This is a genomic window from Halobacillus sp. Marseille-Q1614, assembly GCF_902809865.1.
Lineage (GTDB): Bacteria > Bacillota > Bacilli > Bacillales > Halobacillaceae > Halobacillus_A.
On the sequence record NZ_CADDWH010000001.1, the window covers coordinates 2,217,887 to 2,234,186 of the forward strand.

At 44.8% G+C, this 16,300-nt stretch carries 17 protein-coding genes; 1 reads left to right on the forward strand and 16 read right to left on the reverse strand.

The genetic code is table 11. The features are described 5' to 3' along the window. Positions 1-77: 77 nt before the first annotated feature. The 3 genes from HUS26_RS11200 to HUS26_RS11210 form a co-directional block, all read right to left on the reverse strand. Positions 78-1,058, reverse strand: a complete 981-nt coding sequence (locus tag HUS26_RS11200; RefSeq protein ID WP_173917229.1) for a nitronate monooxygenase family protein — start codon at positions 1,056-1,058, stop codon at positions 78-80. A gap of 186 nt (positions 1,059-1,244) precedes the next feature. Then, positions 1,245-2,012, reverse strand: a complete 768-nt coding sequence (locus HUS26_RS11205; protein ID WP_173917230.1) for a 3-hydroxyacyl-CoA dehydrogenase — start codon at positions 2,010-2,012, stop codon at positions 1,245-1,247. A gap of 21 nt (positions 2,013-2,033) precedes the next feature. Then, entirely contained in the window at positions 2,034-3,194 is a 1,161-nt protein-coding gene (locus tag HUS26_RS11210) for a CaiB/BaiF CoA-transferase family protein (protein ID WP_254434180.1), read from the reverse strand. Positions 3,195-3,427: 233 nt separating this feature from the next. Here HUS26_RS11210 and HUS26_RS11215 point away from each other — a divergent pair, with 233 nt between their 5' ends. Next, the gene (locus tag HUS26_RS11215) at positions 3,428-4,021 is read left to right on the forward strand and encodes a TetR/AcrR family transcriptional regulator (protein ID WP_173917231.1); all 594 of its coding nucleotides are present in this window, start codon (positions 3,428-3,430) and stop codon (positions 4,019-4,021) included. Between the two features lie 100 nt (positions 4,022-4,121). Here the strand turns inward: HUS26_RS11215 and HUS26_RS11220 are convergent, their stop codons facing one another. From HUS26_RS11220 to HUS26_RS11280, 13 genes are all read right to left on the reverse strand, one after another. Further along, positions 4,122-5,297, reverse strand: a complete 1,176-nt coding sequence (locus HUS26_RS11220; RefSeq protein WP_173917232.1) for a hypothetical protein — start codon at positions 5,295-5,297, stop codon at positions 4,122-4,124. Positions 5,298-5,530: 233 nt separating this feature from the next. Beyond that, positions 5,531-6,316 carry an SDR family oxidoreductase gene (locus HUS26_RS11225; protein ID WP_173917233.1) on the reverse strand — a complete coding sequence of 262 codons (786 nt, stop codon included), beginning with the start codon at positions 6,314-6,316 and terminating at the stop codon, positions 5,531-5,533. Positions 6,317-6,668: 352 nt separating this feature from the next. Further along, positions 6,669-7,439 carry an ion transporter gene (locus HUS26_RS11230; RefSeq protein WP_254434181.1) on the reverse strand — a complete coding sequence of 257 codons (771 nt, stop codon included), beginning with the start codon at positions 7,437-7,439 and terminating at the stop codon, positions 6,669-6,671. Positions 7,440-7,715: 276 nt separating this feature from the next. Then, positions 7,716-8,225, reverse strand: a complete 510-nt coding sequence (locus tag HUS26_RS11235) for a histidine phosphatase family protein (RefSeq protein ID WP_173917235.1) — start codon at positions 8,223-8,225, stop codon at positions 7,716-7,718. A 1-nt stretch (position 8,226) separates the two neighbouring features. Continuing rightward, complete coding sequence (locus tag HUS26_RS11240) at positions 8,227-8,658, reverse strand: bifunctional adenosylcobinamide kinase/adenosylcobinamide-phosphate guanylyltransferase (protein WP_173917236.1); 432 nt, start codon at positions 8,656-8,658, stop codon at positions 8,227-8,229. Then, positions 8,610-9,230 carry a histidine phosphatase family protein gene (locus HUS26_RS11245; RefSeq protein WP_173917237.1) on the reverse strand — a complete coding sequence of 207 codons (621 nt, stop codon included), beginning with the start codon at positions 9,228-9,230 and terminating at the stop codon, positions 8,610-8,612. Before HUS26_RS11245 ends, HUS26_RS11240 begins: the two co-directional genes overlap by 49 nt. Then, the gene (cobS, locus tag HUS26_RS11250; RefSeq protein WP_173917238.1) at positions 9,182-9,955 is read right to left on the reverse strand and encodes an adenosylcobinamide-GDP ribazoletransferase; all 774 of its coding nucleotides are present in this window, start codon (positions 9,953-9,955) and stop codon (positions 9,182-9,184) included. The genes HUS26_RS11245 and cobS overlap by 49 nt, the downstream gene beginning before the upstream one ends. Next, positions 9,956-10,489: a bifunctional adenosylcobinamide kinase/adenosylcobinamide-phosphate guanylyltransferase gene (locus tag HUS26_RS11255; protein WP_173917239.1), complete on the reverse strand. Its 534-nt coding sequence runs from the start codon at positions 10,487-10,489 to the stop codon at positions 9,956-9,958. After that, on the reverse strand, positions 10,483-11,565 hold the full coding sequence (gene cobD / locus HUS26_RS11260; protein ID WP_173917240.1) for a threonine-phosphate decarboxylase CobD: 1,083 nt from the start codon (positions 11,563-11,565) through the stop codon (positions 10,483-10,485). The genes HUS26_RS11255 and cobD overlap by 7 nt, the downstream gene beginning before the upstream one ends. Positions 11,566-11,578: 13 nt before the next feature. Further along, complete coding sequence (cbiB, locus tag HUS26_RS11265; RefSeq protein ID WP_173917241.1) at positions 11,579-12,532, reverse strand: adenosylcobinamide-phosphate synthase CbiB; 954 nt, start codon at positions 12,530-12,532, stop codon at positions 11,579-11,581. After that, on the reverse strand, positions 12,533-13,996 hold the full coding sequence (locus HUS26_RS11270) for an adenosylcobinamide amidohydrolase (RefSeq protein WP_173917242.1): 1,464 nt from the start codon (positions 13,994-13,996) through the stop codon (positions 12,533-12,535). It abuts the gene before it with no gap. A gap of 4 nt (positions 13,997-14,000) precedes the next feature. Beyond that, a complete protein-coding gene (locus HUS26_RS11275) occupies positions 14,001-15,065 on the reverse strand; it encodes an iron ABC transporter permease (RefSeq protein WP_173917243.1) in 1,065 nt (354 codons plus the stop codon). Continuing rightward, positions 15,028-16,032: an ABC transporter substrate-binding protein gene (locus tag HUS26_RS11280; protein WP_173917244.1), complete on the reverse strand. Its 1,005-nt coding sequence runs from the start codon at positions 16,030-16,032 to the stop codon at positions 15,028-15,030. The genes HUS26_RS11275 and HUS26_RS11280 overlap by 38 nt, the downstream gene beginning before the upstream one ends. Positions 16,033-16,300: the final 268 nt, after the last annotated feature.

The window sequence follows — 16,300 nt, forward strand, 5'->3', positions numbered from 1 at the left end:
TCAACCACACGCTCCCGCCATATCTTTATGTATCGATTCTATCGCATCAGCGCATTACCCAGATCTTTTAATAAGATTTAAACTGAGATATTGGAAGACAATCGCTGCTGGATATGCTTAAGCGATTGATAGGCCTCTTCTTCCATTTGCGCAAAGAGCTCCTTAATAGACAACACTTCTTTAACTAGCCCAACCGCCTGACCACAAGACCAGATCCCTCCATCAAGTTCCCCGTCAAAATAGACACGTTTGGCTCGTTTTCCTGTAATCAATGGAAGCAAATCTTCTAAAGTCGCGCCATCCTTCTCCAGCCGGTCAACTTCCTTACTGACTTCATTCAGCGCCACTCGAGAGGGGCTGCCGATATTGCGCTGCACAACCATCGTATTCGTTTCATCGGCTGACACCATCCACTGCTTCACATTGTCATGCACAGGGGCTTCTTTCGTAGCCATAAAACGCGTACCCATCAATATGCCTTCTGCTCCAAGACTCAAGGCACTCACTAAACCTCTTCCATCGGAAAATCCACCCCCGGCGATAACAGGAATATTAACAGAATCAACTACTCTTGGCAGCATAACCAATGTCCCTACATCACTCATACCAGGATGTCCCCCCGTTTCATTCCCGACAATGATCACCGCATCCACCCCCATCTTTTCTGCAGAGACCGCATATTTAACACCGGGGACTTTATGAAGAACTATAAATCCATTTTCCTTAAGCAATGGCATAATGTCTTTAGGACTGCGGCCGCTTGTTTCTACAATTTTAACGTCTTCTTCAATCAAAATTTCAATGAACTCCTCATTAGGAGTCGCTGATTGGCTGGGGAAAAGATTCAAGTTAACGGCAAAAGGTTTATCTGTCAGTTCTTTTATTTTCCGGATTTCTTTTCGTAAGTTTTCTGGCGTTCCTTGAGTTTTCGAAGTAATCGTTCCTAAACCGCCGGCCTCAGAAACGGCGGCAGCCAGTTCCGCTCGCCCAACTTGAAACATCCCTCCGCAAATAATCGGATACTTTATTCCTAACAATTCAGTTATTCGAGTTTTCATAGTTCTATCTCCCTTCTAAGAATGAACATCCTTCTTAATTCTGTTTTCAAAATCTTCCCTGCTGCGTTGCGCGGTAATTCTGCAACGAACTCCACATGCCGGGGCTTTTTGCAGCTGTTTAGATCTCTGGAATTCAATCATCGTTTCACTTCCTTATTACTTATAAAACAAAGGTAAACCATCGACTTATTTAGGAGACATGCGAATCGCACCATCTAAACGAATGGTTTCCCCATTCAACATGACATTTTCAATAATAGACTGGGCCAATTGAGCATATTCAGAAGGACGTCCTAATCGGGAAGGGAACGGTATTTGTGCTTCCAAGGCTGTTCTGGCTTTTTCTGAAAGACTACCGAACAGAGGTGTTTCAATGAGTCCTGGAGCGATGGTGACGACGCGAATTCCACTTTTGGCCAAGTCCCGGGCAATCGGAAGTGTCATACCAACGACACCGCCTTTGGAAGCACTATAGGCAGCCTGGCCAATTTGACCTTCGTAAGCTGCAACGGAAGCCGTATTAATAATGACTCCTCTTTCACCTTCTTCATTAGCTGGCAGATCGACTAATCTCACTGCGGCTAGACGAATAACATTGAACGTGCCTAAGAGATTAACCTGAATAACTTTTTTAAAGGTATCATAGTCATGCGGTTCTCCCCGGCTGACTGTTTTTTCACCTAAACCTATCCCGGCACAGTTCACCAATGTATTGAAGCTGCCAAATCTTTCAACGGCTCCATCCAATGCCTTTTTCACTTCCTCTTCACTGGTTACATCTGTTTTAATAAAGACGACATTCTTCCCCAGCTCTTCCTCTAGCTGCCGGCCCTTCTCTTCAGACAAATCCAGAATGGCCGCTTTCCCTTCTCTGCTTACAATATTTCTGACAGTACCTTCTCCTAGTCCAGAGGCTCCTCCAGTAACAACAGCAATTGATTCTTGAATTTTCATATATTTACTCCTTTCGTACTGCTATTTGTGTTCATCATGTTTCACATAGCCTAGTTCCTCAAAGATTTCTTCATTATGTTCGCCAAGGCCAGGCGGCTGGCGCCTCAGGCTTAGCTTCTTACCTGTCAGCTTGATCGGATTATTGATCTGTTTCATCGGACCCAGCTTAGGATGGGTAACCTCTTCAATCATATTTCGCTCTTTAATTTGTTCATGGTCCATCACTTCTTTGGGGGTGAGTACAGGAGAAACACAGGCATCAATCCCTTCAAAGAGAATCATCCATTCTTTCAAAGTTTTCTGCCCGATGATTTCCTCTATTTCAATTTTCATCGAACGCTGCTGTTCAACTGGCACCTCAAGCTTTTCAATAAGTTCTTTCTTCCCGATCACTTCACAGAAGTTCTTCCAAAACTTGAATTCCAATGCGCCTACCGAAAGATACCGGTGGTCTTTTGTGCGATATACTTCATAACAGGCTTTTCCACCGTTTAATGTCAGCTCCCCGCGACCTGGAGTTTGATCAGGATCTGCCCAACTATCTGGGAGAATGGTCTGCATCCAAGAAACCGCTCCATCTAACATCGAGATATCAACAAATTGGCCCTTCCCTGACTTTTGACCATCAATAATCGATAGTAAAATACCGACCGCAGCCATCAGTGATCCTCCGCCTATATCTCCAATTTGAACGGAGGGAATCAGTGGCTTGCCGTTTGGCTGCCCTTGCAGATGCAAAAGACCGGAATAGCTGAGAAAATTCAAATCATGGCCCGGTTCATAAGCATACGGTCCTGTCTGCCCATATCCTGTGATCGCACAATAAATTAATTGTGGATTACTTTTTTTCAATACATCGTAACCGAGATCGAGACGTTCCATCACGCCGGGTCGAAAAGATTCAATCAGCACATCCGCCGTCTTCACTAATTCGATAAATATTCCCTGATCTTTTTTGTCTTTAAGATTAAGGGTGACACTTCGTTTGTTTCGGTTTAACGAAAGAAACAACGCGCTCTGATCCCCTATCTTAGGATCGTTCCACCTCGCATAGTCCCCCACATCAGGAGCTTCAACCTTGATAACATCTGCTCCAAAGTCGGCCAGCAATAAAGAACAATATGGCCCGGGCAATAATCTAGTTAAATCTAAAATACGAATACCATCAAGAGGCAAGGACACAGCATACCTCTCCTTTCCAGACTGCTAATTATTGACAGCGCTTCCATGTCCAATAATATCAATTTTCAGATTTTTATACAATATATTTATTTTTTGAATAATTGTTTAAATTTTATACTTGAACTGAAGAACTACAGTTGATTTTTCAGAATATTTAACCTAATATTTAAACAACTAGTATAAAAATAAAGAGATGTTCAAAATTTGAACATCTATCCTTAGGAGGAACCTGCATGTCTTTACGAGAGAAAAAAGCTGCGAAGAAAAAGGAAGAAATATTGAGGTCAGCAGCTGTCGTCCTTGCCGACAAGGGCTTTCACGGCACTACGATGGAAGACGTTGCGGCCAATCTGCTTATGACCAAAGGGTCGATGTATTATTATTTTAAAAATAAAGATGACCTCCTTTACCAATGTCATCAAATGATCATGGGAATGAGTATAGAAAAAATAGAGGATGCGGTACATAGTGATTTGAATCCTAGCGAAAAACTGAAAAAAGCTGTTAAATCCCATGTTTTACTGGCAACCAGCGAGAAGTCTATGTTCATGATGATGGATAAGCCTAACCAGAACTTTACCGGCGGCCACTTGGAAAGTGCTTTACAGCAAAGAAAAAAGTATGCTCACTATTTCGATGAGATTTTAAAAGAGGGCATAGAAAAAGGAGATTTCGACGAAAACATTGATATACGTATGGTTCGTTTCATCATCTTAGGAGCCTTGAATTGGATCCTGCAATGGTACAATGATGAAGGGCCGCAATCAGGTGATGAAATCGCCGAGTCTTTTGCCAATTATTTATTACGTATGGTTGAAATAAAATAAAACCCTTGCCTTAAAGGTAAGGGTTTTATTTTTTATCTTCCTCGGAGCGAATACCACTCGCTTCGCCGGAATTAAATGTAAAAAGCATGGTCTATTCAATTTATTTAGTGTATATAGCATTAGAGAACAAACGGAATAAATAGTCGGTGTGATCACGGAAACCAGCTTCTAGACCAATCATTGTAACATCCTCGTCCTGTTCTTTTACAATCACTGGCTGACCTTGTGCATCTGAACGGTTTTCCCAGTGACCTGCCACAAAGAAATCATCACTGTTTATAAAGGATGCGTGTACGTCTGCTCCTTCAACCTCACTATACCAGACAGGCTGAAAAACAAACCCATAATCTACAGCTTCGTAACCGGAAGTTAATGGAGTGGAACCATAGTCAACCCTTACGATGCCATTACTGTTGGAGTACCCTTTATTAACCTTCACATTAGTTAATTCAAGCTGTTTGGCAGCATCGGAAGCACCGGCGCCAACGGCAATATACTTGCCGCCGCTCTTAACAAAGGAATGGACGTTTTCCTTAAAGGCGTCATATTGACTTTCATTTTCAAGTCCAAACTCGGCGTTTGCTTGTGAATTATTATAAGAAATCAGGCGTGAAGTGCCGCTGTAAAAGAAAACATCTGTATCTCCAAGACCTTCTTCAGCAAGCTGTCTTGGTGTTATTTCTTTCACATCAAATCCTAAGCGCTCAAGAGCTAAAAGAGTGCCTGCGTGAGACTGTCCTTTATTCATGCCGCCATCTTTAAGGATCGTTACTTTTTGGGCTGTGACTGTGTCACCACTAATACTTTCTACTGTTTCGACAGTAATACCTGACTCTTCCACAAGCTTTCTCAGCTCAGGAGTTTTGCTCGTTTCTAAATAAAATTGACCTTCATCTCTTTTTACTTCAAATCCACGCTCTACCAACGTATTTACTAGATTAACAGATTTTACAGAGGAGTTCGGAACCACATAAGGACCGTCGCCGACTAATTCACCGGCAGCTGTTACGTTCTTCACGTCTTGTGTTTTTACGTTAAACGAACTCTCAGCATCTATCTCTAAGGCTTCAAAGCCCCACAGCTCAGGTAAGTTCCACGCAGAAATGTCGTACATGGCCGGGGTTATGTTCGTAATGTCTTCGCCATCCCACAGCATCGTATTCGCAAGTCCTGCTTTTGCCTGGCTCATGTCGACGATATAAGTTCCTTCAGGGTAGGATACTCCATCATATGTGAAGCCTTTCTTAGCCTCAGATACGTTAATATCGTTAAACATTAAGTGCTCAACAGCTTTTTCTGTTGCCGTTGGATCTGTTTCATCTACTAGGAACCCCCAGCTTCAACATATCAAGACGGAATTTATGGAGCATGCTCAATGTAGTACATGGCGGGATAAAGAAACTTTACCGGCGAATCGCACGGGGACTAAAGCAGGCAGAGTGGTTATAAAATAAAAAACCCCAGCTAAAGGAAGTTTTTCCTTTAGCTGGGGCCTTTTCCTGTATTAATCTATACTTTCGCTTCCCAGTTTTTCTTCTCTTCCTCTTTCATCATATCCTCTGCTTCCTGTGGATACGCCGTGCGGTAAGCGTGATGATCAGCTTCGATAACTTCCACCATCTTATCAATCATATCCTGTGGATCATACTGTTGGTCGAGAATTTTCTCGGTTTCAGCAATCGATTCTCTTGGCGTGAAGTTCTTATCTTCGTCATACCATTTGTGCTTCTCTTCAAACATACGGTCATTAAAACCAGTTTCAAATGGTCCTGGATTAATCGTAGCCACCTGTACACCGAATTCTTCAAGCTCGGCTTTCATCGTCTTCGCAATCGCTTCGACCGCATGCTTAGAGGATACATATGCTCCAAGGTAAGGCATACCGACAATGCCGACTATGGAGCTTAGAAAAATAATTTTGCCCTGTTTCTTGTCCACGAACTTCTTCGCCGCAATCTGAGCATTTTCGAGCGTACTAAATACGTTGGTTTCATATACGTCCCGAACACGGTCTACTGGAATTTCGGCAATCGGACCGCCTTCGCCGATAGCTGCATTGGCTACAAAAACATCATAGTCATACTCAGCAATTAACTGCTGGTCACGCTCGCTCCTTATATCTAATTTAATGACTTCGAGCTCAACGCCCGCTTCTGAAGCTGCTTCACGTAAACTTGTAATCTGTGAAATTATTTCAACCGCCGCAATCACGCGGTGGCCTTTTTTAGCTAAACCAATCGCTGTTCCTTTGCCTAATCCGCTTCCTGCACCGGTAATAAAAATCGTTTTGCTCATATATTCTTCCTCCCTTAAAATCATAGCGTGTTAAGAGAGTTCCCGTCTCCGTTTTTTCTAAAACTTCCCAAAAATACTTAAGTCTCCATCGTTATTTACATGAAGCCTTAGAAAAGAGCTTATTTTATATAAACTCTTTTCTTGCCGCCAGGAACGAAGGTACCCTTCCCTTTCCGCGGACGAGCGCCCGAGCTTCCTCGCAAAACCCACGCTCGGCGATCTCGGTTCACTCGTTCTTCCGCAGGAGTGGAAGGGTCCTCGCTCCTTGGAATTAGGAAAAAACAGGCTGTCGAGAACTTTCTCGACAGCCTGAGAGCTTATATAAAATAAGCTTCTTTCTGCATACATAAGCCTAACGTGAATTGCTTTCTTTTTCTCGTTTCGTATCCTGTTCTCTAATCATAAGCTTGAGTTCATCCAGCTCTTTCATGATCTTTTCCATAGATTCGCTCTCTTCCTTTGAATGTTCTGAGAGCTGCTGGGCATTATTAACGATTTCCCCGACAATTAAATTTAAGATAATAAAGGTTGATACAACTATAAAAGATACAAAGTACAGCCATGACCAGGATGCTTCGCTAAATATCGGACGAAATACGCCACTCGCCCAGCTTTCAAGGGTAAAAACCTGGAATAAGGTTAAAGCACTTAATCCAACATTACCGAAATATTCCGGTGTAATCTGCCCAAAAAAATTCGTACCAATGATCGCATAGACATAAAAAATGATTCCCATAAGTACGATAACAGAACCGATTGCTGGTATCGCCATAAACAAAGCAGTGGTTAACCGTCTTAAGGAAGGGACGACGGAGATCGTGCGGAGTACACGCAACACTCGTAATATCCGCAAAACCCCAACAAAATGAGTGTTATACAATACTAAGCTTCCAAACACAATCGTGAAATCAAAGATATTCCATCCATCTTTAAAGAAGTCCTTACGGTAAACGATTATCTTCAAAACGATTTCTACGGTAAAGATAGATAAAATGAAAATATCCAGTAACTCAAAGGTCGGTTGATAGCTTTCATAAATCGATGCATTGGTTGATAGGCCAATGAGAACGGCATTAATTAAAATAATAGCTAAAATGATCTGTGAAAACAGTGAATGTTCCACGAAATTTCGTAATTTAATTCTCTTCTCCCTACTTTCCACCTGTAAGATGTCAGCCCAATAGGCTTGACCCCATTATATTCTCTACCCCTTCTTTTATAAATGATTTACACCTAACCGTCAAAAAATCGACTAACTTTTCTGAGCTTCCAATAGTGATTCTCAAGTTGTATATTTAGAATTTTTTGGCAGATTGTAAAATTGGATTGAACCTCTTGCTTGTAGGCTTCCAAGGATTTTTCTGACTGTATGAGTGGATCAGAAGAATAGAGATAGATGTTATAGCTTGATGTTTATAAAACTGCCGTTAGAGATAATACCCTGGTTCGTCAGGGAATTTTTGCTGAACCTTTTTTCTATCCGTTGAATGACTAGTCCATGAGTGACCACAATGACGCGCTTATTTTTAAAGGTATTTGAGAGATTATCCAGATCTCCCCATATGCGTTTCTCTATCTTTCTAATTTCTACGCTGTACCATTTTGAAAACGAGGAATTCCCCATTAAATTCTGCCGCTTTTCTCCATTCCAACTCCCATAATCAATCTCTGAAAAGCCATTGGAGACGATCCAGGGGACAGCTAAATAAGAGGAAAGGATATCAGCCGATTCCTTCGATCTTTGTAACGGACTGCTGACAATCAAGTCCCAGGCTTCCCCGGCTAACCGTTCCGCACACTGCCTGGATTGACAAATCCCTGTCTCGTTGAGGGATGTCGGCGTATGCCCCTGCAGTCTGCCTTCCACATTCCAGTCTGTTTCTCCATGCCTGACAAAACAAATCTCCATCTTATTTCAACTGCCTTGAAAGACCGTGCCAGCAATAATGGACTTCTTCCGATAAAGCAGCGGCATTTTGGAGAACCCAGCCGCATAAATCACGCCATGCCCGTTCATCCTTGTCGACCGGTACAATGCCACGCCCGACTTCCAGCATGATCAATACGATTGGCTGCTTTCTCTGTTTTTCAATAATTTTCATATCGGCAATGATAGATTCAAAGTGCTTTCTGACAGGTTCCAGCTCTTTGACTTTTTCCCATTCCTGTCTGACCCAGACTTCCCATCCTTCAATGACAATCGAAGAACTGCTGTTTTCATATATTTGTTCCCATTGCGCTAATGGTTGATTATCATACGCTGAAAACCATTGAGCGTCATAGAACTTCTCCCTCACCCATTTTCTTTTCCCAGCATAGGCACCACCGACCACGAGCTGCATCTCCAGTCACCTCCATCCTGGTTGAATATCAATCGCGCACCTTGTCCATGGGTAATTTTTGTATCTTTAAATGACAGACCCTGTATATACCTGTTCATAATTTCCCGTATCACTCCACCATGGGTCACCATTAAAACATTTTTCCTCTCATTAGTCTCCAGCAATTCATCTAAGGCTGATCTGACCCGGCTTCTGAAAGATTGATAGTGTTCCCCATTTGGCGGTGCTGACGTCTGCCACTGATTGATCCAGCACTTATAGGAAGGATCATTCTGGAGTTCGTGATGCGTCTTTCCCTCCCAGTCGCCGAAATCCATTTCACGCAGCCTCGGCTCGGCACATGCCTGCTGATCGGGCAAAAGATATGCGGAAGTTTCCAAGCAGCGGCACAGGTCGCTCGTAAAAATCCGATCAATCGATATCTCAGATAAATACTGTTTTAAAGGAAACAGGTCCGTGGGCTTGTCAGTCATGAGCTGCTGGTCCGTATGACCGAGGTAGCGTTTTTCCTTGTTCCACTTCGTCATCCCGTGGCGGACAAAGTATATATGTACAGAATCAAGAGTCCCCATAGCTCTCCTCCTTCAATTGCCGCCCCAAGCATATCACCATTGAGTCCCTTGAATTTATTAAGGTACCACCTTCTGATAAAAATAAAAAAAATCGCATACCCGACCAGGAGGAACCAGGCTGCCGGCAAAAATCCAACGAAAACGAAGATAGGAAGAAATCCGACAACTATATCTCCAGTGGTCAAGTGCTGCTGCCATGTAAATGCCAGCCCTTCCTGCTTAGCCGTCCTTGTGGTTCGTAACAGTAATATGGCAACAAACCTGCTGCATGCGGGAATCAGCAGAAACAGGCCAGCTGCCAGCTGAAAATCAAACGCTGTATCGATCAGCACCCCATAAATCAGGGCCAGTTTCCATAAGAGATGAAAGATAAGAGTAAGCATAGCGAAACTGCCGATGTGGGGATCCTTCATGATCTCCCACTTCTTTTCTAAGGGAGCATGAGAACCGGCGGCATCCGCTACATCCATCAAACCATCAAGGTGCAGTCCCCCTGTTAAAACCACCCAGATCGACAGCAGGACAAGTGCTGCAAACCATCCCGGCAGCCACGTATCCACAAGGGAGAAAACAGCTATAACAAGAAAACCTATTAAAAAACCTATTAAACAAAAAGACTTCAATGCCCCCTTTAATACAGATTTTTCCCACGGTACCGTGACCGGCATCGGGAGCCGTGTCAGAAACTGCAAGGCCAGCACAAGTCCATAACCAAATCCTTTCATTCAACCACCCTTCCACTTCTCAGGAATTCCTGCAATCACTTGATAAACTTCATCTGCTGCTGTGATTACACACTGGTGCAGCTGTTCCAGCATATAGACATAGGATTTAACACTATCCATGTCCGAAGGGATCCCTTCATTGAGATCATTGGAAACAATATAGAGGTGCAATTGCTGCTGCCTGGCTATCGCTGTCCAGCTGCTGACTTCCTGGAATATTTCTTTCCATCCAGACTGGTTAATGAAAAGCTTATTACTGAGCCATACCGTCAGGCAATCGATCAACACCGTACTTCCTTGTTCTATTTTTTCTAATGCGGCCTGCACCTCGGCAGGCGCCTCGATAGTCTGCCACTCTTCTCCTCTTTCCAATCGGTGACGAGAAATGCGAGCTTCCATTTCTTCATCTGAGGTCATGGAAGTAGCTACATAATACAGCTTTCCATTCTTTTGGCTGTGACAGCTTGCCAGTGCCTGCTTTTCTGCAAAACTGCTCTTTCCACAACGGGCCCCGCCTGAGATAAACGTCAGCACTTCTGTTCCCTCCATTTTCTAAGCACGTGGAGGAGGTGATCATTTTCCTCAGAAGACCGGACAGCGAGCCTCAGATATTGACCGTTCAATCCGAGAAAATTATCGGTATGCCGGGGAATGATATGATGTTCAACTAAAAACCGAAACAGCTCGTCCATATCCTGAGGGCGGGCTTCATCCCTCAGCAAATAAAAGTTGATGCTCGAGATAGTATGTGTAAAATCAAGTGACGTCAGCTTTTCAGCCAGCTTCCCCAGTTCCCCGTCCAGCCATTTTTTCGTTTCCTTCATATACTCTTCATCTGTCAGCAGCGCAGGCAGTAAAGCCGCCGTGATTCCATTGACACTCCATGTAGGCTGCTTTGACTGCAGCTTCTTTATACAGTTTTCTGATGCCATCACATAGCCAGCCCGAAGGCCTGGCAGTGCAAATATCTTCGTCAATGACCGAAGGATGATCAAGTTTGAATAGGCAGCAAGCAGCCATTGAACCGAGGCCTCCTCATCCATTAAGAAATGCACGAACGCTTCATCAACCACGATTGTCGTGCCGGTCTTTAAACCAAGCTTCAACAGATACTCCACATCGTTGATCGGCAGAACACTTCCCGTGGGATTATTCGGCCGGCATAGAAACACCACATCCACCTCAGGCAATACTTGGACCATCTCATCGACTGGAAAATAAAACCTATCATCAAGTGTGAGACGTGTAACCGTAACGTCAAATGCCTGACATGCCCGCTCGTACTCCGAAAACGTCGGATCAATGATCAACGCTGTTCGGCCTTGGAAAAGCTGTGCCGTTAGAAAAATCGCTTCTGCTCCGCCATTCGTCAAAAGGACCTGTTCCTTATCCACACCTTCTTGTCGTGCAAGGGAGGAATTTGCTTCCAAATAGGAGGGGTCGGGATAATGCTCCACCTCTTCCATAAGCTGAGGAAGGCGCGCGGACAGCCAGGCAGGCGGTCCCAGGGGATTTATATTAGCGCTGAAATCATAGACTCTCCCTTTCTCCTCTATATTAAAAGAAGCAATGATGCGTCGGGGCTGACCCCCATGGGCTGGCAGTACCATTCTTTTCTCCTCCTTATATTAGCCATAGCAATAACATAGAAATTAATACAAACACACCCCATCCGCCGTGCATGATCACGATCGACTGGTGGATATGCTCCGCTTTCAGTGCTGTTAACGTATTGCCGATTTTACTACGGTTGGATACTACCCCTTTATATGTATTAACACCGCCGAGCTGGACACCAAGCAATCCAGCTGTCATTGCCTCCGGCCAGCCGCTGTTCGGACTTGGGTGCTTGCTGGCATCACGAAGCGTAATCCGATAAGCAGCCGTTTTATTGAACCCCGGCCGCAGCCAGGCAGCAAGCCACATACAAATGGCGGTAATTCTAGCGGGTATCCAGTTTAGAAAATCATCAAACCGGGCGGAAGCAAATCCAAAGTTTTCGTACCTGTCATTTTTATAACCGACCATCGAATCAAGTGTGTTCACGGCCCGGTAGGCCATTGTCAGAGGGGCACCTCCGATCAATGCCCAAAACAACGGAGCGATGATGCCATCGACCGTATTCTCTGCGACTGTCTCTACGGTGCCGCGGACGACTTCTGATTCAGGCAGGTGTTTTGTATCACGCCCGACGATATAGCTAAGCTTCTCACGCGCTGTCTCCATATCCCCGTCACGTAAAGGCTTCTCTACTTCTTCTCCCGCTTGCTGCAGGCCTTTGATAGCTATTGTCGATGATATAAAGTAGACTTCAAGCACAGCTGCTGCCCAGAAAGACAATTGCCCCGCCAGATAGACAGCCGCTGCTGTAATCAAGGTAGTCATAGCAATTATGACAGTCAGCAGCAAGAATCCCTTTGCCCTCAGCCGGGCCCCTTTATTCCACTTTTCATCCAAGAATGAAATGATTTTACCGATCAACACGACAGGGTGGGGGAAAAATTTCGGGTCTCCGATCAGCAGGTCCAGAATTATCGCTGCCATAATGAGAAATAGATGAGATTCAAAACAGCCCATTTATTTGCCCGTTCTCTTCCAGTAATTTTCTATTGCTTCCGTAACAGCGCGATAAACACTTTGTCCAATTGCCTTGCCGACCCGGGTTCCCGAGCCTGCATACGGAGTGGGCTTGCCGTTCTGAGCAGCGGCAATTGCGATGCTGTCTGTCGATGTACCGGTCGCTATACTATCTGCAGCCGGATCGATCACCTCCAGGTCAGCAAATGCCTTGGTTTTCGCCTCTGTTGCGGACTGTACCGCATTGACGAAGGCTCCGTCTGTCAAATGAGCATCGAGGAAAACCATGATATTTACGGTGCCGATCTGCCATGCTTCATTTAGTGAATGATCTTTCGAAATATCCAACGCGTTGGAAACCCCTGCTGTTACGACAGTGAAAATATCAGTATCCTGGATTTTTTCCTTAACGAACGCTTTATCGGTGAGCTTCACCGCGGTCATCATCCCCAGTGTTTCACCCGCAGAAATGTCCTCTTCCTTCAGCCACTTAAGAATATCGTCTGCCGGGTGTGAACAGTTGTAATTTTTGGGTACATGAAAATTACAAAAATGGCTGAGCCACTGAAATCCTTCTCCTACAACAGCATTGGAAAGAACCCGGAGCGGCCGTGGAAACGTAATATGGATACGGTGATCATTTTCGTCGATTGCTGCCTCCAGTGAATGAGGATTGTTATGTTTCATTTCCTGTGGAGCGACAAGCAGCTGCGGTTTCGCGAGGGTAGGATGGCTGTGATGTTTAATATCCACTTCATACACCTTTTGCAGTAAGGATTCATTTTTCAATACGGAAAGGTCACCCTTTTTCACAAGCCGTCCTTTATGGAGGGCGCCAAATTTATTTGCGAATAAGGCTGCCGTGTTCAAATCATGCAAAATGGAGATGATCGTCATCCGGCGGTTGGCCTGGTGCTCCTTTAAATGCTGCAGCATCTCGACGGTATGCTTGACGTCCAGATGATTGGTCGGCTCGTCTAAAAACAGGATCTTCGGTTCCTGGGCAAGAGCTTTCGCCAATAGCACTCGCTGCTTTTCACCTCCGCTCAGCCACTTGAAGGGTTTCCTGCGATATTGGTAGACTTCCGTCTGCCTCATGACTTCTGAGACGATTTCCTTATCCCTCCGGGAGATATGCTTGATCAGACCCTTCTGGTGGGGATAGCGGCCAAGCATCACAATTTCTTCTACCGAAAAATCAAATTCCACATGGGAGGTCTGGGCGAGCACAGCCATTGTTTCTGCTTTTTTTCTCGAAGAATACGATTGGATAGACTTCCCTAAAACCTGGACTGTTCCCCTTGAAGGTTCTAAAGCTCCAGTCATCAGCCTCAGAAGTGTCGTCTTTCCACTCCCATTTGGTCCGATCAAGGCGAAAAAGTCACCTTCTTCAATTGTAAGGTCTATGCCTTTAAGAATATCTTTGTTCTGGTATCCGCCTGATATGCCCCGCACTTCAATCATTTGTTCACCCCCTCCTCATACGTTCACGAATCAATAATAAAGCAAAAATCGGTGCGCCAATCAGTGCAGTGATAACCCCGATTGGCAGTTCCTTCGGTGCGATGAGCGTCCTCGAAATCAAATCGGCGAGAACAAGAAAACCTCCACCTGTCAGGATCGATAATGGCAGGACATGCTTGTGGTCCGGACCAGTAATGAGCCGGACGAAATGAGGAATAACGAGGCCGACGAAACCTATAGATCCGGAAACGGCCACAGATGCACCTGTCAGTAATGATGCCCCGACTAAAATCATCACTTTCCCTCCCTGGACATTCACACCTAAGTGCCCCGCAGATTCCTCACCAAGTGCAAAAGCATTGAGATCAGAGGCTCGTGATAACAGGAGGAGAACACCAACGATGAAGAATGGAACGATCAGCTGTACATGTTCCCAGCCTCTCATGCCGATGTTCCCCATCAACCAGTAGAGGATCTGGCGCATATCTTCCCGATCGCTGAGCGCGATAATCAGGGAAATAACCGCGCCGATGAACGCACTGATTATAATTCCAGCCAGAATGATCGTCTCGATATTTAAGTCACGGCTTGCCAGCCTGGTGATAATAAAAACGCCCATCATCGTGATGAAACCGCCGAGGATGGCAATGACCGGCAGCGTATAACTGCCCAAAAAAGCGATGGTTATTTGAAAGTAAAGGACGGCCACTGCTCCAAGTGCCGCCCCAGAGGAAACACCAATTGTATATGGATCGGCCAGAGGGTTCCTGAGGAGACCCTGAAAAGAAGCTCCCGCTACCGATAAAGATGCACCGACGAATAACGCTAACAATACACGCGGCAAACGTATTTCCCAGATGATAACTTCGATATTATCAACGGCTTCCCCGCCGAAGATAGCTGTACCGAACATTTTTACAGAAAGCACATCAAGGATTGCAGACAGTGGAAAAGCAACACTGCTGACAAATAAACCAAGAAGGGCTGTACTAAGTACAAACCCTCCACTGACTAAGTACAGCCAAACTGTTTTATTCACTAAAAACTTCCGGATAAATGAGTTCTCCAAGTCTCTCAACTCCATCAATTAAGCGCGGTCCCGGTCTAGTAACGGTATCATTGTCTACATCGTATACTTGCTCATTTTTGACAGCAGGCACTTCGCTCCACCCGTCGCGGTTCAAAACCTCTTCTTCTGGATTTTCCACATAATAACCGTACGTAGTGATGATGACTTCAGGGTCCAGGGTCACCGCTTCTTCTTCCGTGAATTTGACCCATCCCTGTTCATCCGCGGCTGCGTTACTCGCATTGATGGCTTCGAGCATTTCATTCATAAAAGTGTCTGTACCTGTGGTGAAAATGTCAGGAGCAGGGGCCACTTCTACCCAGACCTCTTTCTTTTCTTCCACTTGTTTTCCTTTGTCTTTTACTTCAGCTAAACGTGTTTCCATGTCTTTCACTAGTTCCTCCGCTTTTTCGGAACTGCCTGTTGCTTTTCCTACAAGACGGATATTGTCATACACAGCCTCGAACGAATTCGCATCATCCACGACTACGACATCGATGCCTGCTTGCTTGAATTGATTCAGGATGTCAGCGTGGTTTTCGTGGTGGTATGGGGATACAAGTACCATGTCAGGCATCATCGACAGAATCTTTTCTGCATTCATTTCCTGGCCTCCGACCTTTTCGATCGATTTTGTCTCTTTAGGATAATTACAGGAATCGGATACACCAATCACTTTATCTCCGTGACCAAGGGCAAAGGCGATCTCGGTATTGCTTGCAAGCACCGATACGATACTTTCCGGTTCAGATTCTATCTCAACCTTCTCTCCCGAGCCATCCTCAATAGTGACAGGGAAGGCTCTACCTGATTCTTCCCCTTGTTTTTCTCCGCTTTCGTTTTCCGTTTCATTTGCACTTTCCTGGTTTTCGCTTCCTTCTTCCGCTGCTCCGCAGCCAAGCATTACAGCCATCATAACTGCCAGAAGGACAGATAATAATAACCCTTTTGATTTACTTACCGTCATCTTTAAAACACTCTCCTCTTTATTAGCAACAAAACACACGCCTGCTCCTGGGGAAAAGGAAAATTAAGCAATAAGAACGGTACGGTATATGTATGAAGACGGTACCTAAAGCTTAACCTTTTCCCCGAAGAATCCGACTTTCTTAAGAACAGCAGGCAGGTCTCCCGGCTTTTTCGTATCACCGTAAGAGCTTTTCCTTCCCGTTTACATGTCCAAGAACCTGCTGTTTAAACTATTTAGTTTTTTTGTATGGTTATATCCTGTGAAA